At 69.9% G+C, this 22876-nt stretch carries 26 protein-coding genes and 2 pseudogenes; 11 read left to right on the top strand and 17 right to left on the bottom strand.

Annotated features, from left to right (window positions below; translation table 11 throughout):
- Window positions 1–79: 79 nt before the first annotated feature.
- From AWC30_RS13025 to AWC30_RS13005, 5 genes and pseudogenes are all read right to left on the bottom strand, one after another.
- Window positions 80–574, bottom strand: a pseudogene (locus AWC30_RS13025) (leucine zipper domain-containing protein); the annotation flags it as partial.
- Between the two features lie 304 nt (window positions 575–878).
- Window positions 879–1181 (bottom strand): DUF3817 domain-containing protein, encoded by a 303-nt coding sequence (locus AWC30_RS13020; protein WP_085110647.1) that lies wholly within the window; start codon window positions 1179–1181, stop codon window positions 879–881.
- Complete coding sequence (locus AWC30_RS13015) at window positions 1178–1645, bottom strand: DUF2269 family protein (RefSeq protein WP_085110646.1); 468 nt, start codon at window positions 1643–1645, stop codon at window positions 1178–1180. Before AWC30_RS13015 ends, AWC30_RS13020 begins: the two co-directional genes overlap by 4 nt.
- The gene (locus AWC30_RS13010; RefSeq protein WP_085110645.1) at window positions 1642–1959 is read right to left on the bottom strand and encodes a hypothetical protein; all 318 of its coding nucleotides are present in this window, start codon (window positions 1957–1959) and stop codon (window positions 1642–1644) included. Before AWC30_RS13010 ends, AWC30_RS13015 begins: the two co-directional genes overlap by 4 nt.
- Window positions 1960–2016: 57 nt before the next feature.
- Window positions 2017–2706 carry a DJ-1/PfpI family protein gene (locus AWC30_RS13005; RefSeq protein ID WP_085110644.1) on the bottom strand — a complete coding sequence of 230 codons (690 nt, stop codon included), beginning with the start codon at window positions 2704–2706 and terminating at the stop codon, window positions 2017–2019.
- A 197-nt stretch (window positions 2707–2903) separates the two neighbouring features.
- Between AWC30_RS13005 and AWC30_RS13000 the strand changes: the two genes are divergently transcribed.
- Complete coding sequence (locus AWC30_RS13000) at window positions 2904–3842, top strand: GlxA family transcriptional regulator (RefSeq protein ID WP_085110643.1); 939 nt, start codon at window positions 2904–2906, stop codon at window positions 3840–3842.
- 211 nt (window positions 3843–4053) lie between these two features.
- On the opposite strand, the gene AWC30_RS12995 is transcribed toward AWC30_RS13000, so the two are convergent.
- A complete protein-coding gene (locus tag AWC30_RS12995) occupies window positions 4054–4986 on the bottom strand; it encodes an SAM-dependent methyltransferase (protein WP_085110642.1) in 933 nt (310 codons plus the stop codon).
- Between the two features lie 244 nt (window positions 4987–5230).
- Here AWC30_RS12995 and secY point away from each other — a divergent pair, with 244 nt between their 5' ends.
- From secY to AWC30_RS12975, 4 genes are read left to right on the top strand one after another with little or no spacing between them, the layout of a single operon-like run.
- Window positions 5231–6565, top strand: coding sequence for a preprotein translocase subunit SecY (gene secY / locus AWC30_RS12990; RefSeq protein WP_085110641.1), 1335 nt, complete (start codon window positions 5231–5233; stop codon window positions 6563–6565).
- On the top strand, window positions 6562–7107 hold the full coding sequence (locus AWC30_RS12985; protein ID WP_085110640.1) for an adenylate kinase: 546 nt from the start codon (window positions 6562–6564) through the stop codon (window positions 7105–7107). Before secY ends, AWC30_RS12985 begins: the two co-directional genes overlap by 4 nt.
- A 2-nt stretch (window positions 7108–7109) precedes the next feature.
- Window positions 7110–7910, top strand: coding sequence for a type I methionyl aminopeptidase (gene map / locus AWC30_RS12980; RefSeq protein WP_085110639.1), 801 nt, complete (start codon window positions 7110–7112; stop codon window positions 7908–7910).
- A gap of 37 nt (window positions 7911–7947) precedes the next feature.
- Window positions 7948–8448, top strand: a complete 501-nt coding sequence (locus AWC30_RS12975; RefSeq protein ID WP_207568444.1) for a MarR family transcriptional regulator — start codon at window positions 7948–7950, stop codon at window positions 8446–8448.
- A gap of 10 nt (window positions 8449–8458) precedes the next feature.
- On the opposite strand, the gene AWC30_RS12970 is transcribed toward AWC30_RS12975, so the two are convergent.
- A complete protein-coding gene (locus AWC30_RS12970; RefSeq protein WP_085110637.1) occupies window positions 8459–9424 on the bottom strand; it encodes an NmrA/HSCARG family protein in 966 nt (321 codons plus the stop codon).
- Between the two features lie 89 nt (window positions 9425–9513).
- Here AWC30_RS12970 and AWC30_RS12965 point away from each other — a divergent pair, with 89 nt between their 5' ends.
- Entirely contained in the window at window positions 9514–10002 is a 489-nt protein-coding gene (locus AWC30_RS12965) for a MarR family winged helix-turn-helix transcriptional regulator (RefSeq protein WP_085110636.1), read from the top strand.
- A gap of 7 nt (window positions 10003–10009) precedes the next feature.
- Here the strand turns inward: AWC30_RS12965 and AWC30_RS12960 are convergent, their stop codons facing one another.
- Together AWC30_RS12960 and AWC30_RS12955 are read right to left on the bottom strand one after the other, a co-directional pair.
- Window positions 10010–11233, bottom strand: coding sequence for a GAF domain-containing sensor histidine kinase (locus AWC30_RS12960; RefSeq protein ID WP_234808073.1), 1224 nt, complete (start codon window positions 11231–11233; stop codon window positions 10010–10012).
- Window positions 11230–11880, bottom strand: a complete 651-nt coding sequence (locus AWC30_RS12955; protein WP_085110635.1) for a response regulator — start codon at window positions 11878–11880, stop codon at window positions 11230–11232. The genes AWC30_RS12960 and AWC30_RS12955 overlap by 4 nt, the downstream gene beginning before the upstream one ends.
- Before the next feature lie 110 nt (window positions 11881–11990).
- Between AWC30_RS12955 and AWC30_RS12950 the strand changes: the two genes are divergently transcribed.
- Window positions 11991–12524, top strand: a complete 534-nt coding sequence (locus tag AWC30_RS12950; RefSeq protein WP_085110634.1) for an HAD family hydrolase — start codon at window positions 11991–11993, stop codon at window positions 12522–12524.
- A 4-nt stretch (window positions 12525–12528) separates the two neighbouring features.
- On the opposite strand, the gene mmsB is transcribed toward AWC30_RS12950, so the two are convergent.
- Genes mmsB through AWC30_RS12935 form a run of 3 tightly spaced genes read right to left on the bottom strand, consistent with a single transcriptional unit; the run spans window position 12529 to window position 16121 of the window.
- Entirely contained in the window at window positions 12529–13413 is an 885-nt protein-coding gene (gene mmsB / locus AWC30_RS12945; RefSeq protein WP_085110633.1) for a 3-hydroxyisobutyrate dehydrogenase, read from the bottom strand.
- Window positions 13414–13432: 19 nt separating this feature from the next.
- Window positions 13433–14596: an acyl-CoA dehydrogenase family protein gene (locus AWC30_RS12940; protein WP_085110632.1), complete on the bottom strand. Its 1164-nt coding sequence runs from the start codon at window positions 14594–14596 to the stop codon at window positions 13433–13435.
- A gap of 4 nt (window positions 14597–14600) precedes the next feature.
- The gene (locus tag AWC30_RS12935; protein ID WP_085110631.1) at window positions 14601–16121 is read right to left on the bottom strand and encodes a CoA-acylating methylmalonate-semialdehyde dehydrogenase; all 1521 of its coding nucleotides are present in this window, start codon (window positions 16119–16121) and stop codon (window positions 14601–14603) included.
- 240 nt (window positions 16122–16361) lie between these two features.
- Between AWC30_RS12935 and AWC30_RS12930 the strand changes: the two genes are divergently transcribed.
- Together AWC30_RS12930 and AWC30_RS12925 are read left to right on the top strand one after the other, a co-directional pair.
- Complete coding sequence (locus tag AWC30_RS12930; RefSeq protein ID WP_085110630.1) at window positions 16362–16586, top strand: antitoxin MazE family protein; 225 nt, start codon at window positions 16362–16364, stop codon at window positions 16584–16586.
- Complete coding sequence (locus AWC30_RS12925; RefSeq protein WP_085110629.1) at window positions 16583–16912, top strand: type II toxin-antitoxin system PemK/MazF family toxin; 330 nt, start codon at window positions 16583–16585, stop codon at window positions 16910–16912. The genes AWC30_RS12930 and AWC30_RS12925 overlap by 4 nt, the downstream gene beginning before the upstream one ends.
- Window positions 16913–16926: 14 nt before the next feature.
- Here AWC30_RS12925 and AWC30_RS18320 read toward each other — a convergent pair.
- Window positions 16927–17110, bottom strand: a pseudogene (locus AWC30_RS18320) (hypothetical protein); the annotation flags it as partial.
- Window positions 17111–17282: 172 nt separating this feature from the next.
- Here AWC30_RS18320 and AWC30_RS12915 point away from each other — a divergent pair.
- Together AWC30_RS12915 and AWC30_RS12910 are read left to right on the top strand one after the other, a co-directional pair.
- Complete coding sequence (locus AWC30_RS12915; protein WP_085110628.1) at window positions 17283–18224, top strand: LysR family transcriptional regulator; 942 nt, start codon at window positions 17283–17285, stop codon at window positions 18222–18224.
- 173 nt (window positions 18225–18397) lie between these two features.
- Window positions 18398–19435 carry an FAD/NAD(P)-binding protein gene (locus AWC30_RS12910; RefSeq protein ID WP_085110627.1) on the top strand — a complete coding sequence of 346 codons (1038 nt, stop codon included), beginning with the start codon at window positions 18398–18400 and terminating at the stop codon, window positions 19433–19435.
- Here AWC30_RS12910 and AWC30_RS12905 read toward each other — a convergent pair.
- The 4 genes from AWC30_RS12905 to AWC30_RS12890 all read right to left on the bottom strand — a co-directional run bounded on the left by AWC30_RS12905 (window position 19423) and on the right by AWC30_RS12890 (window position 22795).
- Window positions 19423–20235, bottom strand: coding sequence for a DUF4349 domain-containing protein (locus AWC30_RS12905; RefSeq protein WP_085110626.1), 813 nt, complete (start codon window positions 20233–20235; stop codon window positions 19423–19425). The genes AWC30_RS12910 and AWC30_RS12905 overlap by 13 nt on opposite strands.
- A 78-nt stretch (window positions 20236–20313) precedes the next feature.
- Window positions 20314–20916 carry a dTDP-4-dehydrorhamnose 3,5-epimerase gene (rfbC, locus tag AWC30_RS12900; protein WP_085110625.1) on the bottom strand — a complete coding sequence of 201 codons (603 nt, stop codon included), beginning with the start codon at window positions 20914–20916 and terminating at the stop codon, window positions 20314–20316.
- A complete protein-coding gene (gene rfbB / locus AWC30_RS12895) occupies window positions 20916–21911 on the bottom strand; it encodes a dTDP-glucose 4,6-dehydratase (protein ID WP_085110624.1) in 996 nt (331 codons plus the stop codon). Before rfbB ends, rfbC begins: the two co-directional genes overlap by 1 nt.
- A gap of 26 nt (window positions 21912–21937) precedes the next feature.
- Complete coding sequence (locus tag AWC30_RS12890) at window positions 21938–22795, bottom strand: LLM class F420-dependent oxidoreductase (RefSeq protein WP_085110623.1); 858 nt, start codon at window positions 22793–22795, stop codon at window positions 21938–21940.
- Between the last annotated feature and the right edge of the window lie 81 nt (window positions 22796–22876).

Below are 22876 nucleotides of genomic sequence, written 5' to 3'. Positions count from 1 at the left end.
GTCGTCGATTCTTCCTGCCCGAACACTCGGGCAACAGAGTCCCACAACGACTGGACCACTACAGGGGGCTCACCTCATGTCTATTGGCACCGGCTTGCTGGCGGGGCATGATGCGGTGCCCGCCGCCGTCGGGGATGTTGCCGAGCTTCTTGATGTCGACGTGGATCAGCTCGCCAGGGCGTGCGCGTTCATAGCGCCGGATGACCTGGCCGGTGGGCCGGTCTATCCAGCTCAGTCGGTTCAGCCCGTGGCGAGTGAGCACCCGGTGGACGGTGGAGGCGGGCATGTCCAGGATCGGACCGATCCGGGCGGGGCCGAGCTTTCGTTCCCGCCGCAGTGTGCAGACCTGTTCCTCGATGTCTGAGGCAGTGCGGTGCGGGGTCGTCCGGGGCCGACTCGGGCGGTCGAAAAGGCCGACATCGCCCTCGGTGCGCCAACGGCGTACCCACTTGTAGGCCGTGGCCCGGGAGATGCCCATTTCGTCGGCTACGTGCGCGACGGGGCGGCTGGATCGGACCCGCTCGATCAACAGTCGCCTGCCGTGGACTGTGAGCCGGGCATTGGGGTGGGACACAAGCTCCTCTGTCGTTGTTGTTCGTCGGACCCGGTTGCCGGACAGGGCCGGGCCCTTCGGAGCCCGGCCCTGGATCTGACGGGGGCGCCGGGCGGGCGCCGCGGCGCCACACATTGCGGGTGTTGAGGTGCCGGAGATGGTTCTGGTGGAAATCGCCTCCGCACCGTTGCCGCCTGCGTCACTGACGGGCTGATGTGGCTGGCCGTGTCCCAAGCGCTTGGACGGCGCACGTTCTGGAACTCAGGGACACAGACGAAGCCGAGCGCTGACGGGTCCAGAACTGAGTTCATCGATGACACAGGGTTCATGAGGGGATGACTTCTTCCGGCTGAGCGCGGGCCGTATCGACGCGGTCAAGCAGGCGCAGCGCGAGGAGTCCGCCGACGCCCGGTACGAGGGCCACCAGGTTGGCCGCGGCAGGCGCCTGCTGGAGGCGCCATGTGGCGATCACCACGAACAGGTACGCGCAGCCGTGGGCCGGGCCTATCAACGACGCCACGGGCTTGAGATGGAGAGTGAACAAGTTGGCCAGCAGCACGATCAAGGAGATCAACTCGACGTGAGCCGCGATGTGCAGGTGGCGCGGCGAACGCAGATGCACGGTCACACTCCTGTGGTGGAGCCGGGACGGATGATCATCAGTACGGTGACGGCTGCCCAGAGCAGGTTGAAAATTCCGGTGATCATGGCAAGGCGCCCCGGCGCCCTTGTCGCTGGTCTGGGCGACGCACCGGGGCTGCCTGCCTCGGTCAGGGCGCGGTCCTGGGCGGGCAGGATCAGCAGGGCCAGGACGCCGGCGGCCACCGCGGTCAGCAGGATCGAGACGATCAGCCAAGCGTCGCCGAGAACGCCGAGGCTGCTCGCGGTGGCGAAGCCGAAGACGGGGACCACGATGCCGATTCCTGCGTAGATGCGGCAGATGCGGTGCAGCACCCGCAGGGTCGTGCGAGCCTCGCCGCCCTCGCCCAGGGCGCGGCGCAGCGTCGCGGGAAACATGCTCGCGGCGACGGCGACCGGGCCGATGGCCAAGATCGCAGCCAGGACATGCACGGACAGCAGGAGCTTGGTCACGCCTGCTGCTCCACGGGCGACTGGCGCTCGCCGGTGACCTTCGAGGCCGGGAGGCGACCGGCCTTGGAAGAGCCCTTGAGCCTGTCCCCGTCGACGGTCACGTCGAAGACCAGGTTCAGCCGCATGGGCTTGGTGATGGCCTGCTTCCAGGTGAGCCGGTCGCCGTCGACGGCGACGTCGCTGAGCTGTACCTCCTCACCGGCTCCGTGGGCCACTCCGGTCAAGATGCCGTCCTGTCGGCGGAGTTCGACCACAGCTTTGATCTTGCCGATGGGGGTGGCGATGGACAGGTTCCAGGTGCCTTCAACAGACATGACGATGTTCTTTCTGATGGGGCTTGTTGGAAGGGGGCGCGATGGGCGCGGATGGGATCACAGGGTGGCGGGAGCTTGTCCCCGGGCGCGCCAGACGGTGCCGCGGCGCTCGTGGGCGAACAGTTCCTCGACGGCGTGCGCGACGCGGGGACCGACTTCGCGCTCCAGCAGATACAGGCCGAGGTCGAGCCCGGAGGTGACGCCGGCGCCGGTGATCAGGTCGCCGTCGTCGACGACACGGGCGCGGACCGCGTGCGCGCCGGTGGCGTCCAGCATGTCCAGGCCCATGTGATGGGTGGTGGCGTGGCGGCCCTCCAGCAGACCGGCCATGGCCAGGACGAGCGAGCCGCCGCACACGGCGGCGACCGTGACGTCCGGGTCGTCCATCGCCTGCTTCAGCAGCGCGGGAAGGTCGGTAGTCAGCGTGCGGCCCAGCAGTACCGGGATGAACTCATCCTGCTTCCACTCGCCGGAGCCCACCTCTTCCTCGGGAACTTCGCCGGGCTCGCCGACGCGGCCGGAGGCGCCGGGCACCAGGACCATGTCCGCCCGCTGAAGATCAAGGGCGGTGGTGGCGCGCAGCACCAGCCCACCGGTGCCGCTGATCACCTCGCGGGGTCCCTCCGCGGAAACCAACTCCACCGTCACCGCCCCCTGCGATGCCATACCACCGGCATACAGCACCTCGAAGGGGGCGATGACGTCGAGCGGGTCGCAGCCGTCGAACAAGACGACCTGAACGTGCATGGGGCTGTCCTCCGGGATCGGTTTTGCTCCGTCGCCGGGAAGTCAACCACCTGCCACCCCAGTTCACCAGTGGCAATAGTGACAAGCTTCAACGGGAAAACGCCAAGCCTTATCTAGGCTTGTATAAGTGCGATGACATGCTGTGCTCCTGGAAACGGCACCCCAACCGGTGCACGTCGAGGAGGTAGTTTTCCGCCATGCATACCATCGCCGTTCTCGCGCTGCACCAGGTGATCCCCTTCGACCTGTCCACACCGATCGAGGTCTTCACCCGGACCCGCCTGCCCGATGGACGGCCCGGCTACCAGATTCGGGTCTGCGCCGAACGCGACGAGATCGACACCGGAACATTCGCCCTGCGCGCACCGTGGGGACTGGAGGGCCTGAAGGACGCGGACACGATCATCGTGCCCGGGGTCGCCGATCCGACCGCCCCACCCTCGCCACCCGTCATCGACGCCCTGGTGTCGGCCGCCGCAGCCGGAACGAGGGTCGCCTCGATATGCGTGGGCACCTTCCCCCTCGCTGCCACCGGGCTCCTGGACGGGCTCCGCGTCACGACCCATTGGCGGGCAGCGGATCTTCTCACCGCCCTGCACCCGGGCATCACCGTCGATCCGGACGTGCTCTACGTCGACAACGGCCAGTTCCTCGCCTCGGCCGGCGCCGCCGCGGGCATGGACCTGTGCCTGCACATGATCCGCTGCGACTACGGCTCCGCCGTCGCCGCCGATGCCGCCCGCTTGTCGGTGATGCCACTCGAACGCGAAGGCGGACAGGCCCAGTTCATCGTTCACGACCACACACCCTCACCACAGGGTTCAGAGCTGGAGACGCTGCTCGGCTGGCTGCAGGAAAACCTGGCCCGCGACCTCACCCTCACCGACATCGCCGCACAAGCCGGCACCAGCACGCGCACCCTGATTCGACGTTTTCGCGACCAGACCGGCACCACCCCGCTCCAGTGGCTTCACCGCGCCCGCATCCGCCAGGCACAGCACCTGCTGGAAACCACCGAGCACACCGTGGAACGCATCGCAGCCCAGGTCGGCTTCAGCTCGCCCACCGCCTTCCGCGACCGCTTCAAACGCACCGCCGGCGTCAGCCCACAGACCTATCGACGCACCTTCAGCTGAGTCAGTGACTCGGAACCGCCGCCGACCCGACGGCATGGCGCCCATAGCGGGTGCATTGCCCCCTAGAACGAGCGAGCCGACCCGGCTCGGCGAATACGGCTCCCCGGGGAGGCCGCTGTCCGGCTCTCATCTCGACTGCCCCGCGGACAAGATCCCACGTAGATCCGAGAGCGTACTTACTGACTGTCAACAACGTTTGTGGTCAATACACCTAGGCTTCGGATCCGGCAGTGCCGTGCTCGGCAACCAGGTAGCGCATTCCGGCGAAGCCGGTGTCGTCGCCGGCCGGGGCGAGGCCGTGCTCGGCCAGCAGTTCGTCGAGGCCGCGGCCGTGCACCCGCCAGCCATGCTCGCCGAGGTAGGCGGCCACCTCGTTGCGGTCCCCGAAGTAGATCAGCCCCGCCGTGTCGAGGTCGAGGCCGTGCCGCCGCCACTGCTCGGCGGAGGCCGCCATGCGCTGGCGCATCCGCTCCTGGGTGGCCGGGTCCGGGTCGGCGGTCTCGGTGGCCAGGCGGCTACCCGGCGCAGAGAGCGCGGTGATGTTGTCCAGCAGCCGGTCCTGGGCCTCCGGCGGCAGGTACCCCAGCAGGCCCTCGGCGCTCCAGGCGGTGGGGCGGGCGGGGTCGAAGCCGGCGGCGCGCAGCGCGGCCGGCCAGTCGTGGCGCAGGTCGACGGCGACGGTGCGGCGTTCGGCGGTGGGCTTCGCGCCGAGGTCGGCCAGGGTGGTGGTCTTGAACTCGATGACCTGCGGCTGGTCAATCTCGTAGACGGTGGTGCCGGCGGCCCAGGCCAGCCGGTAGGCGCGGGAGTCCAGCCCGGCGGCCAGGATCACCGCCTGGGTGATGCCGGCGTCGTCGGCGTCGGTGAAGAAGTCGTCGAAGAACCGGGTGCGCACCGCCATGTTGGCGATCATGTTCTGCAGGTCCTGCCCGGCCTCGTCGCCCAGGTCCGCAGGGCTCAGGTCGCCGTCGGCCAGTTTGGCGAAGACCTCCACCCCGACCGCGCGCACCAACGGGGCGGCGAACCGGTCGTCGATCAGCGGATCGGGCTGCCGGGTGGCGACCGCGCGGGCCGCGGCCACCGCCGTGGCGGTCACCCCCACGCTCGAGGCCAGATCCCAGGTGTCGTTGTCGGTGCGTGCCATTGTCGCCACCCCCTCCATAGTTAGTTAGACCGGGTAAGTATATGCGTTGTCGCGGCGGAGTGCAGCGCCGCGGTGTGCAGCCCCGCCCAGGTCGGCTGTTACTCTCATAGACTGCTTCACGCGCGAGGCCGCACGGCCGGGCCTGCGGGTGCTCGACGCGTGACGTGGGGACTGTCCGACGCTGGCCCGACCAGCCCATTTGCATAGCCGCGACGACCAGCTCGGCTTGCGCAGGAGGAGAAGAGTGCTCTCGGCTTTCATCTCGGCGTTTCGGACGGTCGACCTGAGACGGAAGATCCTGTTCGCGCTGGGAATCATCGTCCTGTACCGGGTCGGCGCGGCGATCCCGTCACCCGGGGTGGACTACCCCAAGGTGCAGCAGTGCATCGAGGAGGTCAGCGGCGGGGAGGCTGCGCAGGTCTACTCACTGATCAACCTGTTCTCCGGCGGTGCGCTGCTGCAGCTGACGGTGTTCGCGGTCGGCGTGATGCCCTACATCACCGCATCGATCATCGTGCAGCTGCTCACCGTGGTGATCCCGCGCTTCGAGGAGCTGCGTAAGGAAGGCCAGTCCGGGCAGAACAAGATGACGCAGTACACGCGTTATCTGACGATCGCGCTCGCCATCCTGCAGTCCACCTCCATCGTGGCGCTGGCCGCCAACGGCGGCCTGCTGCAGGGCTGCACCTACTCCCACGAGATCATCGCCGACTCCTCGATCTTCACCCTGGTGGTGATCGTGCTGGTGATGACCGCGGGCGCCGCTCTGGTCATGTGGATGGGTGAGCTGATCACCGAGCGCGGTGTCGGCAACGGCATGTCGCTGCTGATCTTCATCGGCATCGCGGCGCGCATCCCGATCGAGGGCCAGTCCATCCTGGAGAGCCGCGGCGGCACCGTGTTCACCGGCGTCTGCGTGGCCACCCTGATCATCATCGTCGGCGTCGTCTTCGTCGAGCAGGGCCAGCGCCGCATCCCGGTCCAGTACGCCAAGCGCATGGTGGGCCGCAAGATGTACGGCGGCACCTCGACCTACCTGCCGCTGAAGGTCAACCAGGCCGGTGTTATCCCGGTCATCTTCGCCTCGTCGCTGATCTACATCCCTCAGCTGGTCACCCAGCTGATCCAAAGCGGTGGGTCCGGCGGGGCCGGCGACGGCTGGTGGGACAAGCTCGTCGGCACCTACCTGTCGGATCCGTCCAACTTCGTCTACATCGCCGTCTACTTCGGCCTGATCATCTTCTTCACCTACTTCTACGTCTCGATCACGTTCAACCCCGATGAGCGCGCCGACGAGATGAAGAAGTTCGGCGGGTTCATCCCCGGCATCCGGCCCGGGAAACCCACCGCGGACTACCTGCGCTTCGTCCTCAGCCGCATCACCCTGCCCGGCTCGATCTACCTGGGCGTGATCTCGGTGCTGCCGAACCTGTTCCTGCAGATCGGCAACACCGGCGCGGTGCAGAACCTGCCGTTCGGCGGGACCGCGGTGCTGATCATGATCGGCGTCGGACTCGACACCGTGAAACAGATCGAAAGTCAGCTCATGCAGCGCAACTACGAAGGGTTCCTCAAGTGAGAATCGTCCTGCTGGGACCGCCCGGAGCCGGCAAAGGCACCCAAGCGGTGAAGCTGGCCGAGAAACTCGGTATCCCGCAGATCTCCACCGGGGATCTGTTCCGGCACAACATCTCCACCGGCACCGAACTGGGACTGCAGGCCAAGCGTTACCTCGACGCCGGCGACCTGGTGCCGGCTTCGCTGACCAACGCGCTGGTCGAGGACCGCATCGACCAGCCGGACGCCGCGAACGGGTTCATCCTCGATGGCTACCCGCGGTCGTTGGAGCAGGCCGAGGCGCTGCACGAGATGCTCAACCGCCGCGGCACCCGCGTCGACGCGGTGGTGGACTTCCAGGTCTCCCAGGAGGAGTTGCTGTCCCGGCTCAAGGGCCGCGGCCGCGCCGACGACACCGACGAGATCATCGAGAACCGGATGAAGGTCTACCGCGACGAGACGGCGCCGCTGCTGGAGTACTACCGCAACGAGCTGAAGACCGTCGACGCCGTCGGCGAGGTCGACGAGGTCTTCGGACGGGCCCTGAGCGCCCTGGGCCGGTAACCATGACTCCGCTGTCGCGGTTGCGGGCCCGCCGGGTGGTGCCGCAACGCAGCGACGGTGAACTCGACGCGATGGCCGCCGCCGGCGCGGTGGTCGCGGCCGCCCTGGCGGCGGTGCGCGCGGCCGCCGCGGCCGGGGTCTCCACCGCGGAGCTCGACGCGATCGCCGAAGCCGTGATCCGCGACGCCGGGGCGACCCCGTCGTTCCTGGGCTACCACGGCTTCCCGGCGTCGATCTGTGCCTCGGTCAACGACCGGGTGGTCCACGGCATCCCGACCCGCGAGGAGCTGCTGGCCGCCGGTGACCTGGTCTCGATCGACTGCGGCGCGGTGCTCGACGGCTGGCACGGCGACTCGGCCGTCACCTTCGGGGTGGGGGAGCTCAGCGACGCCGACGCCGCGCTGTCCCAGGCCACCCGGGAGTCGCTGCAGGCCGGGATCGCGGCCATGGTGCCCGGCAACCGGCTCAGCGACGTCTCGCACGCCATCGAATCCGGCACCCGCGCCGCGGCGAAAAGCCTGGGTCGTTCCTTCGGCATCGTCGCCGGGTTCGGCGGCCACGGCATCGGCCGCCAGATGCACCTGGACCCGTTTTTGCCGAACGAGGGCGCGCCGGGACGCGGGCCGCGCATCGAGCACGGCTCGGTGCTCGCGATCGAGCCGATGCTCACCCTGGGCACCACCGAGACGGTGCTGCTCGACGACGAGTGGACCGTGGTCACCGCCGACGGCACCCGCGCGGCGCACTGGGAGCACACCGTCGCCGCCACCGCCGACGGCCCACGCATCCTGACCCTGCCCTGAGTGGCCCGGCCGTAGCGTGGATGGGTTAAGAAGAAGCGTGACCGCTTCCGACAGCACCGACCCGATCGCCGCGGCGCGCGGCAACTGGGAGCGCGCCGGCTGGGGTGAGGTCGCCGACGGCATGGTCGCGGTGACCTCGGTGATGCGGGCGCATCAGATCCTGCTGGCCCGAGTCGAGTCCGCGCTGCGCCCGTACGAACTGAGCTTCTCCCGCTTCGAGTTGCTGCGGTTGCTGGCGTTCAGCCGCGCCGGGGCGCTGCCCATCGCCAAGGCCTCCGACCGGCTGCAGGTGCACGTCACCAGCGTCACCCACGCGATCCGCCGGCTGGAGTCCGCCGGCCTGGTCGAACGGTTACCGCACCCCACCGATGGGCGCACCACGCTGGTGTCGATCACCGAGCGGGGCCGGTCCACCGTCGAGGCGGCCACCGACACCCTCAACAACGAAGTCTTCGCCGACATCGGCATCTCCGCGACCGAATCGCGGGCACTGGTGTCGGCCATCGACACGCTGCGCCGGCACGCCGGGGACTTCTGAACCGCTCCGGTCACGGCAGCGGGATGTCACCCGCGTGCTCGGCCAGCCAGCCCCGAAACGACAGCAGGCCGGGGTTGAGCTCCCGCACCCGGTCGAGGTCACGGTCGGCGACGAACCGCGCGGAATCCTCCGCGTAGTACTGGAACATGTTGCCCATCTCGGCCGCGGCCGGGAACCCCAGCGCCCGGTACTCATCCCAGCCGAGGGGGCGGTAGACCACCGGCCGCCCGAGTGCCTCGCTCAGCTGCGCCGCGTACTGCTCCCCGGTGAGGTGGTCGCCGGCGATGCTCACCGTGTGGCCGATCAGTTCCGCCCCGCGGCGAAACACCCCCAATGCGGTGCGCCCGATGTCGGCCACCGCGATCCCGGACATCGGTTTGTCGGCCATCGGCAGGGTCAGCGCCAGCGTGCCGTCGTCGCCGCGGGCCAGTGCCCCGCCGCGGCTGAGGTTGTCGAAGAAGTACGCCGTGCGCAGGAACGTCGTCGGCACCCGGTGCTCGACGAAGAGCGCGTCGGCTTCGGCCTTCGCGTCGAAATGCGGCACGGTGTAACGGCCCTCGAAGGTCGGGACCCGGCCGTTGAGCACCGTCCGGGTGTCCTCAAGGGTGGAGAAGACCACGTGGGTGACACCGGCGGTGGCTGCGGCCCGGGCCGCGTTGGCGGCATGGTCGAGTTCCATCTCGGCGCGGCTGCGCCGGGCTTCCTGCTCCGGGCGGAGCGGCGCCCAGTAGTTGGTGACGACGTAGGCGCCGTGCGCCCCGGTGAAGGCCGCCCGCAGGGCGGCTTCGTCGTCGAGGTCGGCCGTCACGACCTGGGCGCCGGCGCCGGCGAGGTCGCGGGCGGCCGGCGAGTCGGGGTCGCGGGTCAGGGCGCGCAGCGCGAACCGGTGTTCCGGGTCGGCGAGGATCGCGCGGGCCAGGCCACCGCCTTGCGAACCGGTGGCTCCGACGACGGCGATCACGGGCGGTTCGGTCATGGTGAACTCACTTCCTCAGGTTGATGTATCAACCTAACGCTACACCCGATAGGGGTTGATGTGTCAACCTGCTGGGTTAGGGTGGGGCGATGACCGACGAACCGTGGCTCACCCCGGAGGAGCAGCGCGCCTGGCGCTCCTTCGTCGCGATGCGCCAGCAGCTGGACCGGCACCTGCAGCGGCACATGCAGCAGGAGTGCGGCTTGTCGGGCCCGGACTTCGAGATCCTGGTCAACCTGTCCGAGGCGCCCGGCGAACGGATGCGCGCAGTCGACCTGGTTGCGGCCACCCGCTGGGAGAAGAGCCGACTGTCCCACCATCTGCGCCGGATGGCCAGCCGCGGGCTGGTCCGCCGCGAGGACGGCGCCCACCGCTACCCGGACGTCGTGCTGACCGCCGCCGGCCGCGACGCGATCCGGACCTGCGCCCCGGCCAATGCCGCCCGGGTTCGCGAACTGTTCATCGAGGTGCTCGGCCCCGAGCGGCTGGCGGTCCTCGCCGAGGCCAGCCGCGACGTTCTTGCTGCGCTCGCCGAGCACCGCGAGACCGCCTGCCCGCCGGGTATCCGCGACGGCTGAGCGAGCCCTACTCGGCGAGCGTCGGCAACGGGATGGTCGCGGTGACCGTGGTGCCGGTGCCCGGGCGGGACCGGATGTTGAGCCGGCCGCCGACCAGTTCGGCGCGCTCGGCGATCGACAGCAGGCCGTAGCCGCCCATCTCGTCACCGCCCAGCGGGTTCTCGAAGGTGTCGAACCCGACCCCGTCGTCGGTGATCTCCAGCCGGGCCACCCCGTCGGTCACGCCGAAGAACAGCCGGGCCAGCCGGGCGTGGGAATGCTTGACCACGTTCTGCAGCCCTTCCTGGGCGATGCGGTACAGCGCGAGCTCGATGTGTTCGGGCAGCCGGATGTCGGCCAGGTCCAGCTCCAGGCTGAGGTCGGGCACCGAGCGGGCCAGGCTGGCCAGCGCTCCGGCCAGGCCCAGGTCGTCGAGCACCGGCGGGCGTAGGCCGCTGATCGCCGAGCGGGCCTCCTCCAGGGTGAGGCGGGCCAGGTTACGGGCCTCCTCGAGCTGCTCGGACGCCTCGGCCGGGTCGGTGCCGACCGCGCGGGCGGCGGCATCCAGCCGGTAGGACAGCGTGATCAGCCGCTGGGAGATGCCGTCGTGGATGTCGCCGGCCAGCCTGCGCCGTTCGATCTCCTGGGCCTCGACCACCTGCTCGACGAAGAGTTCGTGGGCACGCTCCCGGGCCACCAGCTGCCGGTGCAGCCGGGCCTGGTGCAGCGCCCCGGCGATCAGCCGGCCGATGACCCGCAGCAACTCCACGTCGCCGTCGGTGAACTCCCGGCGCGTCACGGTGTGCACGTTGAGCACCCCGACCAGCCCGCCGGGGTCGGTCTCCATCGGCACCGAGACCATCGAGGTGAAGTCGCGACCGCGCAGCGCCTCGAACGGCACGTAGCGCGGGTCGGATTCCTTCTCGTCGTTGATCACCACCGGTTCGCGGTGTTGGGCGACCCAGCCGGAGATCCCCGAACCCAGCGGCAGCCGGATCTTGCCGACCTGGCCGTCGAACGGCGGGGTCGCGCCGGCCAGCGTCAGCGACCGCTCGGTGTCGTCGAGCACGTGCACGAAGCAGACGTCGGCGCCGGTGGAGGCGGTGATCATCCGGGCGGCGGCCGCGGCCAGCGGCGCGACGCCGGGCCCGGTCGAGGCGGCCTGGATCAGCTCGCGCAGCAGCGCCAACTCGTGGTCGTTGTCGATGAGCTCGCGAACCGCCTCCGAGCCGCGCACCGGCTTGCGGCTCACCGGTAGATGCCTTCGCGCAGCGCGGTGGCCACCGCCCCGGTCCGGTCGGTGACCCCCAGCTTGCGGTAGATCGCCCGCAGGTGGCTTTTGACGGTCTCCTCGCCGATCACCAGCTTGGTGGCGATCCCGCGGTTGGACAGCCCCGAGACCATGTAGGACAGGATCTCGCTCTCCCGCTGCGTGAGGCCCTGGCGGGCGCCGGGCCAGAACTCGTCGCGCTGCAGTCGGGCGGCGGTATCGGCGGCCCGGGCGGCCATGCCCGGGTCGATCACCAGGTCGCCGCGATGGGCCAGCTCGAGCTGGCGGACCAGGTCGTCGCTGGCGATGCTCTTGAGCAGATAGCCGCGCGCACCCACCCGCAACGCCTGGTAGAGATACTGCTCGTCGTCGTAGACCGACAGCATGACCACCTTGCGGTCCGGGTCGCGGTCACGCAGTTGCCGGCACAGGTCCAGCCCGCTGGCACCCTGCATGCGCACGTCGCAGAGCACGATGTCGGGGTCGAGTTCGGCGATGACCGCCGGGGCGGGTTCGGCGCCGATGGCCTGGCCGACCACCGTCACCCGGTCGGCGAACGCGGCGAGCATCGCCTTGAGCCCCTCGATGACCATCTCGTGGTCGTCGACGAGCACCAGTCGCACGGGCATGACAAGACAATAAGGCCGGAATACGCCCCGACGGCGTACCCCGGGCTACCCCGGGCGGTTCCCCCGGATGGGGGAGGACGCCCGCACCCGCGTCGGGCACCCTGACTGTCATGACGATCACAACTGAGCGCGCGATATGGACCGGTCCTGGCCGCCCGTTCTGGTGGGACCAGGTGCACCACGACGCCGAGGTGTACCCGCTACAGGCGGTGATCTTCGATATCGATGCCCTTGCCGACGCCGACGGCGAGCCCCGGTCCGGCCTGGTGGACCTGGTGCTCAGCCTGTTCGCCACCGGACTCTGGGTGGCCGTCGTGGACGCTGGACCGCGCGACGCGGTGCAGGCCCGGGTGCGGGAATTGATCGGGGACGGCATGACCGAGACGGTCGTGACCGCCGACGACCTCACCGGTCCGGCCGGCGACGCCGAGCTCTACCGGCAGGCGCTGTGGGAGCTGGGCATCGTCGCCGGTGAGTCGCTGGTGATCGCCGGGTCCGAGACCCGCGCCCGGATCGCCGCGGCCATCGGCTTGCCGGCGATCTTCGCCGACACCGACGGCTACGACGGTTTGTCCGCCGACGGGTGCCGGGAGCTGCAGGCGCAGCGGGTGGTGGCCCGGTTCAGCTGTCGCGAAGCAGGTTGATCGCCTAGCTGCGGCGCAGCAAATTGATCACGGCGCTGAAGTCCTCGGCGCCGTGCTCGGTGGCGAAGTCCGCGTAGATCGCCGCGGCGTGGCTGCCCAGCGGCGCGGACCCGCCCGTCGAAGCCACCGCATCCATCGCCAGACCCAGGTCCTTGTTCATCAGGGCGGTGGCGAAACCGGCCGCGAAATCGTGGTTGGCGGGGGAGGCCGGCACCGGCCCGGGCACCGGGCAGTTGGTGTGTACGGCCCAGCAGTTGCCGGTCGCGCCGGTGATCACATCGAACAGGGACTGGGCGGACAGCCCGAGCCGCTCGGCCAGCACGAACGCCTCGGCGACCGCGATCTGCTGGACGGCCAGCACCATGTTGTTGCAGATCTTGGCGGCCTGGCCGGTACCGGCGGCCCCGCAGTGGATGATCTTGCCGGCCATCGGCGCCAGCACCGGCCGGGCGCGGTCCACCGCGTCGGACTCGCCGCCGATCATGAACGCCAGGGTGCCCGCGGCCGCCCCGGCCACACCGCCGGAGACCGGCGCGTCGAGTTGGGCGAAGCCGTGCTCGCGGGCCAGTGCGTGCACCTCGCGAGCGTCGTCGACCGAGACCGTCGAGCTGTCGATGAGCAGGGCGCCGGTTTTGGCGGCGGGCAGGATCTCGGCGTAGCAGCCCTTCACCACCGCCCCGTTGGGCAACATGGTGATCACCACGTCGGCGTCGGCCACCGCGGCGGCCGCCGAGCCGGCGGCGCCGACACCGCGCCCGGCGGCGTCGTCGACGGCGGCCGAGGACGGGTCGAACCCGGCCACCCGGTAGCCGCCGGAGACCAGGTTCGCCGCCATCGGCGCCCCCATGTGGCCCAATCCCAGGAACGCCACCTTCGCGGTGTCGGTCATCGACTCTCCTCCCACTCGGCTACTGGCCGCCGGCACGCACCCGGGCCGCTTCGGCCCGGCCGATGACCACCCGCATGATCTCGTTGGTTCCCTCCAGGATGCGGTGCACCCGCAGGTCGCGCACGATCTTCTCCAGCCCGTACTCGCGCAGGTAACCGTAGCCGCCGTGCAGCTGCAGCGCCTGGTCGGCGACGTCGTAGCAGGCGTCGGTGACATAGCGTTTGGCCATCGCGCACAGCGTGACCTTCTCCGGGTCGTCGGCGTCCAGGGCGCTCGCCGCCCGCCACAGCAGGATGCGGGAGGTCTCCAGCGCGGTCGCCATGTCGGCCAGGGTGAACCGGATGGTGGGTTCATCGAGCAGTGGACCGCCGAAGGCCTGCCGGTCGGCGAGGTAGGCGGCGGCCTTGGTGTAGGCGGCCTGCGCACCGCCGAGCGAGCAGGCGGCGATGTTGATCCGCCCGCCGTTGAGGCCGTGCATCGCGATGCCGAAACCGGCGCCCTCCCCGCCGATCATCGCGTCGGCCGGCACCCGCACCCCGTCGAGGATGACCTGCGCGGTGGGCTGGGCATGCCAGCCCATCTTCTGCTCCTGGGCGCCGAAACTCAGCCCGGGCGTGCCGTCCTCGACCAGGAACGCCGAGATGCCGCGCGGGCCGGACTGCCCGCCGGTGCGGGCCATCACCAGGTACACGTCCGAGCTGCCGGCCCCGGAGATGAACTGCTTGACCCCGTCGAGCACGTAGTGGTCGCCGTCGCGCACCGCCCGGGTGGCCAGCGCGGCCGCGTCCGAGCCCGCCCCCGGCTCGGTCAGGCAGTAGCTGGCGATCGTCTCCATGGTCGCCATTCGCGGCACCCAGTGGGCGCGCTGCTCGTCGTCGCCGAAGGAGTCGACCATCCAGGCGCACATGTTGTGGATCGACAGGAACGCCGCGACCGTCGGGTCGGCGGTGGCCAGTTGCTCGAAGATGCGCACCGCGTCGAGGCGGCGCAGCGCGCTGCCGCCGACGTCGTCGCGGCAGTAGATCGCCGCCATCCCCAGTTCGGCGGCCGCCCGCAACACGTCGACCGGGAAGTGCTCGGTGGCGTCCCACTCCAGGGCGTGCGGGGCCATCCGCTTGTCGGCGAACGCCGCCGCGGTCTCGGCGATCACCCGTTCCTCGTCGTCGAGGTCGAAGAGAGGCACCGGGTTACTCCATGGTCGGGATGTGGAATTCGGCGCCGTCCTTGATCCCCGACGGCCAGCGCTGGGTGATCGTCTTCACCTTGGTGTAGAACTGGATCGAGGCGGTGCCGTGCTGGTTGAGATCGCCGAAGCCGGATCGCTTCCAGCCGCCGAAGGAGTGGTAGGCCACCGGCACCGGAATCGGCACGTTGACCCCGACCATCCCGACCTGAACCCGGGTGGTGAAGTCGCGGGCGGCGTCGCCGTCGCGGGTGAAGATCGCCACCCCGTTGCCGTATTCGTGCTCGCTGGGCAGCCGCAGCGCCTCGTCGTAGTCGGCCGCGCGCACGATGCACAACACCGGGCCGAAGATCTCGTCGGTGTAGATCGACATGTCGGTGGTGACGTGGTCGAACAGGGTGGGGCCGAGGAAGTAGCCGCCTTCGAGGCTGTCGTCACCGAACTGCAGGTCGTCGCTGCGCCGTTCGCGGCCGTCGACCACCAGTTCGGCGCCGGCGTCGACACCCTGGGCGATGTAGTCGCGGACCCGTTGCAGGGCGGCCTCGGTGACCAGCGGCCCGTAGTCGGCCTTGGGGTCATGACTGTGGCCCACCCGGAGCTCCTTGACCCGCTCGACGAGCCTGGCCCGCAACCGGTCGGCGGTCTCCGCGCCGACCGGCACGGCCACCGAGATCGCCATGCAGCGTTCCCCGGCGCTGCCGTAGCCGGCGCCGATCAGCGCATCGACGGCCTGGTCGAGGTCGGCGTCGGGCATCACGATCATGTGGTTCTTCGCGCCGCCGAAGCACTGCGCGCGTTTGCCGTTGGCGGCGGCGGTGGAATAGATGTACTCGGCGATCTCCGAGCTGCCGACGAAGCCGACCGCGGCGATGTCCGGGTGGTGCAGCAACGCGTCGACGGCCTCCTTGTCGCCGTGGACGACCTGGAACACCCCGGGCGGCAGGCCCGCTTCGACGAACAGTTCGGCGAGTCGCACCGGCACCGACGGGTCGCGTTCGGACGGCTTGAGGATGAAGGCGTTGCCGCACGCCAGCGCGGGCCCGGCCTTCCACAGCGGGATCATCGCCGGGAAGTTGAACGGGGTGATGCCGGCGACCACTCCGAGCGGCTGACGCAGCGAGTACACGTCGATGCCCGGCCCGGCGCCCTCGGTGTATTCGCCCTTGAGCAGATGCGGGATGCCGACGCAGAACTCGACCACCTCGATGCCGCGCTGGATGTCGCCGCGCGCATCGGAGAGGGTCTTGCCGTGCTCGGCGGAGAGCAGCTCCGCCAGCTCGTCGATGTTGGCGTTGACCAGCTCGATGAACCGCATCATCACCCGGGCCCGACGCTGCGGGTTGGTGGCCGCCCAGCCGCGCTGGGCTTCGACGGCGGAGGCGACCGCGGCGTCCACGTCGGCGGCACCGGCCAGGGCCACCCGCGCCTGCACCGCTCCGGTGCTGGGGTTGAGGACGTCGGCGGTGCGTCCCGACGTGCCTGCGGTGGCCTGTCCGTCGATGTAGTGGTCGATCTGTCGTGTCATGGCTGTCCCGGGAGTGCGAGTTGATTCAGACGGTCTGAATACTTGGACATCCTAGTAACTGGTCTACGCGTCTGACAAGCGGTTGCCGAGAGCACTCGATCGGCTCTGGCAACGACGTGTTCGGGCTGCGCAACCTCGTGCTCGGTGACCGCGTCCTGCAGCCTCTCGTATTCGGCGGGGAGAGTTGGGCGTGAGCCGTGCCGAATTGATGACCGGTTATGTTACATGTAACATTGGGGGATGGCTAGCACACGAGAGCGGGTGCAGGAGCATCGCCGGCGATTGCGCGCCCAGGGGCTTAGGCCCGTTCAGATTTGGGTGCCCGACGTACGGGCGCCGGAATTCGCCGCAGAAGCTCACCGCCAGTCGGCCGCCATCGCCGCCAGCGAGCAGGAGGCCGACGATCAAGCTTTTGTCGACGCCCTCTCTTGTGACTGGACCGCCGAGGGTGAGTCCGCCGAGTGAGGCGAGGTGACATCCACGTCGCTGCCGCACGAGGTGTCTACACAGGCAAGCCACGACCGGTCGTCATCGTTCAGGATGATCGATTTGATGCGACCGCCTCGGTCACGGTTTGTCCGCTGACAACCAACCCCGTCGAGGCACCGCTGAGCCGGATCGCCGTAGAACCGACAGCGGCAACCGGGATTGAGCAGCCAAGCAAAATCATGGTCGACAAGATCACCACGATGCCGCGGGCGAACGTGTACGAGCGCGTCGGCCGTCTCGCCGACAGCGACCTCATCCAACTCGATCGCGCACTGGTGGTGTTCCTTGGCCTTGCCGAATAGGCGCGAACCCAGGTGTGGTGGGCGTGCAGACCGCGACTGGCCCCACACTCGGGTACCGCGCAGGTGGGGTGGCGGTTTTCCAGGGCGCGGCGTAGCCGGCGGTTGAGTGGCCCGCCCGCACCCGATCGGGCGTCCGTCGCGTTCGAACCACACCTCCGCGGTGGCGTCACAGGTCCCACCGAGGTCCGACATCAAGGGGGCGCCGGCCGGCGCCGCACTGCCGACCGCTCAGCCCGCGTCACCGACGTCGCCCGGCACCGGGGAGCACGTAGCCCTAAATCACAATGCCCTAAACCACAACGCCCCAAACCGCAACGCCCTAAACCGCAACGCCCCTCACCACAAGCCGGGATTGTGGTTGGATCACGCCATGAGGCTCAGCGCCCGGATGCCCGAACTCTCCGCGTTCGAGGTGTTCCTCGCAGTGGCCAGAACCGGCAGCCTCACCGCCGCGGGACGCGAACTCGGGCTGACCCAGCAGGCGGTGTCGGCGCGACTCACCTCGATCGAATCGCAGGCCGGGGTACAGCTGGCCGTCCGTACCTCGCGCGGGTCGCAGCTGACCGCGGCCGGTGTCGTCGTCGCCGAATGGGCCGACCGCCTCCTGGATGTCGCCCACCAGGTCGATGCGGGGCTGGCGGCGCTGCGCACCGAGACTCGGCAGCGGATCACGGTGGCGGCCAGCTTGACCATCGCCGAGCAGCTGATGCCACGGTGGCTGGTGTCTCTGCGTGCCGCGGCCGCGCGCCGCGGCGGCACCGCTCCGCACGTGGTTCTCACCGCCACCAACAGCGACCACGTAATCACCGCGGTCCACGACGGGGCGGCCGACCTCGGATTCATCGAGAGCCCGAGGGTGCCTACCGGGCTTCGCAGCCGGGTGGTGGCGCACGACGAGCTGGTGGTGATCGTGCCGCCCGGCCACAAGTGGGCACGCCGGCAGGCCGGGGTGGGGGCGGCCGAACTCGCTCGGACCGCCCTGGTCACCCGCGAACCCGGATCGGGCACCCGCGACTCGCTGACGGCGGCGCTGCACGCGGCCCTCGGCGCGACCATCGAGCAGGCCGACCCCGTGCTGGAGCTGTCGTCGGCGGCCGCGGTGCGCGGAGCAGTGCTCGCCGGGGCGGGTCCCGCCGTGATGAGCCGGCTGGCCGTGGCCGAGGACCTGGCGATAGGCCGGCTGCGGTCGGTCGAGGCGGCCGGGCTGAACCTGCGGCGTGAGCTCAGGGCGATCTGGGCCGGGGCCCGCACACCGCCTGCCGGCGCAGTTCGTGACCTGCTCAGTCACATCGCCGCCGTCGACACCGGGTAGCCGCGGCAAGTCACCGCCACAAGGGTGAGTTGTGGCGAGACAAAGCTTTCGCCCCTACCCCGTCGGTGCGCCTCCGGTGCAGCATCGAGGTGTACCGGGCCGAGTCGGCCCGCTGCCTCTCAAAAGGCGGCCCACGGCGGGGCTGTCGTCCGGACAACCGGGAAGGCGAGAACATGACCGACTACACCTGGACCGTGATCGGAGCAGGCCCTGCCGGCATCGCCGCAGTGGGCCGGCTGCTCGACCACGGCATCACGGAGACGGAGATCGCCTGGATCGACCCACATTTCGCCGCCGGCGACTTCGGTGGGAAATGGCGTGCCGTGTCCAGCAACACCACCGTCGCGCACTTCCTCGATTACCTCACCGCCTCACCGGCGTTCGGGTACACCGACTCGCCCGGCTTCGAACTCGATGCCCTCGCACCGCAGCAGACCTGCCCGCTGGGGCTGGTCGCCGATCCGTTGGTGTGGATCTCCCGGCGGCTGTGCGCACGGGTCAGCCCACTTCGGACTGTGGCGACCGAACTCGTGCTGCGTGACCGGCGGTGGACGGTGACCACCGATGCCGGGTCCATCACCTCGACGAAAGTGGTCCTGGCGACCGGTTCGGTCCCACGGACGTTGCCGGACATCGCGTGTGAGCAGATCGCGATCGAAACGGTGCTCGACCCGCAGAAGCTGTCCGAGATGCCGCTGGAGGGAATGACGGTCGGCGTCTTCGGCTCGTCGCACTCGACGATGATCGCCCTGCCGAACCTGCTCGCGACGCCGGTGACAACGGTGATCAACTTCTACCGCAGCCCGCTGAAATACGCGATCCCGCTGGGTGACTGGACCGTGTACGACGACACCGGCCTGAAGGGACAAGCCGCCTGTTGGGCACGGGAGAACATCGACGGGACGCCCCCGGACCGCCTCGAGCGGTACCGGGTCGACGCCCCGGAATCCGCGGCGATGCTGCGGCGCTGCGACCGCGTCGTCCACACCGTCGGTTTCGAACGACGACGACTTCCCGCGACGCCGCAGTGGGGAACATTGGACTACGACGCGGCGACCGGCATCCTCGCCCCGGGACTCTTCGGGCTCGGAATCGCCTTCCCCGAGTACTGGATCGACCCACTGGGAGCCGGGCAGTACCGCGTCGGGATGCGGAAGTTCATGCAGCGGTTGGACACCGTCTTGCCGCTGTGGCTGCGCTACGACAGCTGAGGCGCCGGGGCGGGCTGCTGTACGCGCCGCCGTCGGCGGCGCACGACGAGTGCGAACACCCCGAGCGCCAGCAGCGGTGACCAGGGCAGCAGGAACCCGACGAGGGTGACCGCGGTCCGGGCGAAAGTCAGCAGCGCCCGCCAGCCCTGCCCGATCGCGGCCACGAACCCGGTCGCGACCGGAGCGGTCTCCGCCGACACGGTCACGGTGATGGTCGCGTAGTCGACGCGGTCGACGAGCCGGTCGCGCTGGGCTCGCAGGCTGTCGAGGTCGGATTGTCGCTGGGCCAGGGCATCCTCCGCGGCGAGCAGGTCCGCGGTGCTCGTCGCGGAGTGCATCAGCTCCCTCAGCCGGTCCGCCGAGGTCTGCAACGCGGCGATCCTGGCGTCCTGGTCGACGCGGGTGGTGGTGACGTCCTCGTGGTTGACCGAGATCGCCGTGACCTCACCCAGTTCCCGCAGTTCGTTGAGGTAGGCGTCGAGCCGCCCGGCGGGCACCCGCACGGTCAACTCGGCGGTCGGGGAATGGTTGGCCGACGTGGTCTCGGTGCGCGCGTCGACCCGGCCGTCGGTCCCGGTGGTGAGGTCGCCGAGCCGCCCGACGGCGGCGCCGACGTCGCCGACGGTGATCGCCACGGTCCCGGTGGTCACGACGTCACGCTGTTCGTCCTGCTCCGATGGGCCCGCCGGGGCTGGTGCAGCCGGGCTGCTGGCATCCGGTCCCGGACCTGCGCAGCCGGCGATCAGGACCAGCAGCGCCGAGAATGCGCAGAGCAGGATCCTGCGGTGAGTGGCGGTCATGACGGCAACTCTAAAACCGTGCCGAGGGGGCGCACCGCAGCAAAAACCGTGGCAAGAACCGGTGCGGGAAACCGTCGCTCAGCGCCGCCGGAGGCCGTCGACGAAGGCGCGGGTCCGCTCCCAGGTCGGCAGCGTTCCGGCCGCTTCAGCCGCGGCGAGGGTGGGGGCGGCGGCGTCGCGGTCGGACACGATCAGCGGATGATCGCGCGGCCAGTCGATGCTCAGCGCCGGGTCGAGGGCGTCGAGGGTGTGTTCGCGTTCCGGGTTGTACTCGGCCGAGCACAGATACATCACCGTCGACTGGTCCTGCATCGCGAGAAAACCGTGCGCGAGCCCCTCGGCCAGATACACCGAGCGGCGGTCGACGGTGTCGAGCAGCACCGCGTCCCAGCGGCCGAAGGTCGGCGAGCCCACCCGGATGTCGACCACCACGTCGAAGACGGTGCCGGACACACAGGTGACGTATTTGGCTTGGCCCGGCGGCACTTCGGCGAAGTGCAGACCGCGCAGCACCCCGGCGGCCGACACCGAGCAGTTGGCCTGGTGAAGATCCAACCGGTGCCCGGCGACGTCGGTGAACTGCCGGTCGGTGAACCACTCGAAGAACAGTCCGCGCGGGTCGCGGTGGACCTGCGGGGTGAACTCCCAGGCGCCGGGCACGCTCAGTTCCCGCGCGGCCATCACTGCCCCCGTTCGGCGTAGCGGGCTTCCACGGTGTCCTTCAGCGGCGCCCACCACGCCTCGTTGTTCCGGTACCAGTCGATGGTGGCGCTCAGCCCCGCGGTCAGGTCGGTGTGCTGTGGGCGCCAGCCCAACTCGGTGCGTAGTGGCGTCGGGTCGATCGCGTAGCGCAGGTCGTGACCGGCCCGGTCGGTGACGTGGTCGAAGTCGTCGGGGTCGCGGTCCATCAGCCGCAGGATCGCCCGCAGCACCGAAAGGTTGTCGCGTTCACCGTCCGCACCGATCAGGTAGGTGCGGCCCGCGACACCGGCGTCGAGGATCCGCCACACCGCGCCGTTGTGGTCATCGACGTGGATCCAGTCCCGCACGTGGGCGCCGGTGCCGTAGAGCTTGGCTCGGCGCCCGGTGAGCACGTTGGTGATCTGGCGCGGGATGAACTTCTCCACATGCTGATACGGGCCGTAGTTGTTGGAGCAGTTCGACAGGGTCGCGGTCACGCCGTAGGAGCGCACCCAGGCGCGCACCAGCAGGTCGGCGGCGGCCTTGGTCGCGGAGTAGGGGCTCGACGGGTTGTAGGCGGTGTGCTCGGTGAACCGGTCGTGGCCGGTCAGCGGCAGATCGCCGTAGACCTCGTCGGTGGAGACGTGGTGCAGCCGAACCCGATGCCGGCGGACCGCCTCGAGCACGGTGTAGGTGCCCACCACGTTGGAGTGCAGGAACGGTGCCGGGGCGGCCAGCGCGTTGTCGACGTGGGTCTCGGCGGCGAAGTGCACGACGAGGTCGCTCTCAGCCACCAGCGCGTCGACCAGATCGGCGTCGGCGACATCGCCGCGGACCAGCCGGACGGCGTCGGCCACCGGTTCCAGTGCCGCGCGGCTGCCGGCGTAGGTCAGCGCGTCGAGCACCGTCACCGCCACCTCGGGGCGCTCGCGCACGGTGGTGTGCACGAAGTTGGCGCCGATGAACCCGGCTCCGCCGGTGACCAGCAGCCGCATGGGCAAACCCTAACCGAGCGGCCCGGTCAGTCCCGCGCGGTCAGCCCCAGCGGCTCGGCCAGCTCGGTCAGCGTCGGCAGCAGCTGGTCGCGCCCGCCTAGCACCTGGATCGCGACGTGGTCGGCGCCGGCGTCGAGGTGCTCCTCGAGCCGCGCCGCGATCTGCGCGGCGGTGCCGTGGGCGACCATCGCGTCGACGAACCGGTCGCTGCCCGGCTTGCTCACGTCGGCGCTGCCGAACCCCATCCGGTGCCAGTTCTTGACGTAGTTGGACAGCCCCAGATACAGGTCGAGAGCCTTGCGACCGACACCGCGCGCCGCCTCGGCGTCGGTGGTGAGCACCACCTTGTGCTCCGGCGCGAGGAACACGGTGTTGCCGATCAGCTCCCTGGCCCCGCCGGTGTGCTCGGGGATGGTCAGGTAGGGATGCGCCCCGGCGCTGTGTTGCGCCGCCAACTCCAGCACCCGCGGGCCCAGCGCGGCCACCACCCGGCGGCTGGTCGGCACCCCGGCGACGTCGAGGGCTTCCAGGTAGTCCTCCAGCGCCTGCACCGGGCTGGTGTACTCCTCGGTGTGCTCGCGATGCCCGGCGCCGATTCCCAGCAGGAACCGGCTGGGGTGGGCGGCTTCGATCCGCTGGAAGGACGCGGCGACCTCGGCGGCCGGGGCGGTCCAGATGTTGACGATGCCGGTCGCCACCTGCAGGGTCTCGGTGGCCGCCAGGATCGGCTCCACGAACTCCAGATCGGCCGCCGGCGACCCGCCCACCCAGAGCGCGCCGTAGCCGAGCCGCTCGATCTCGACGGCCTCGTCCGGGGTGACCCGGCCGAACGTCCACACCCCGTAACGGCCCAACTCGGGCTTGAGGGCTATCGCGTCGGTCATCAGCGCCGCTCCTTACTGTCGCTCGCGCTCCGTCTCGGCGGTCATGTCCACCCCAGTCTGTCAGGCCGGGCGGGCCGACGG

The organism is Mycolicibacillus trivialis (genome assembly GCF_002102395.1).
Taxonomy (GTDB): domain Bacteria; phylum Actinomycetota; class Actinomycetes; order Mycobacteriales; family Mycobacteriaceae; genus Mycobacterium; species Mycobacterium triviale.
Note: the sequence above shows the minus strand (reverse complement) of the source record. Positions and strands in the feature narration are given on the sequence as shown.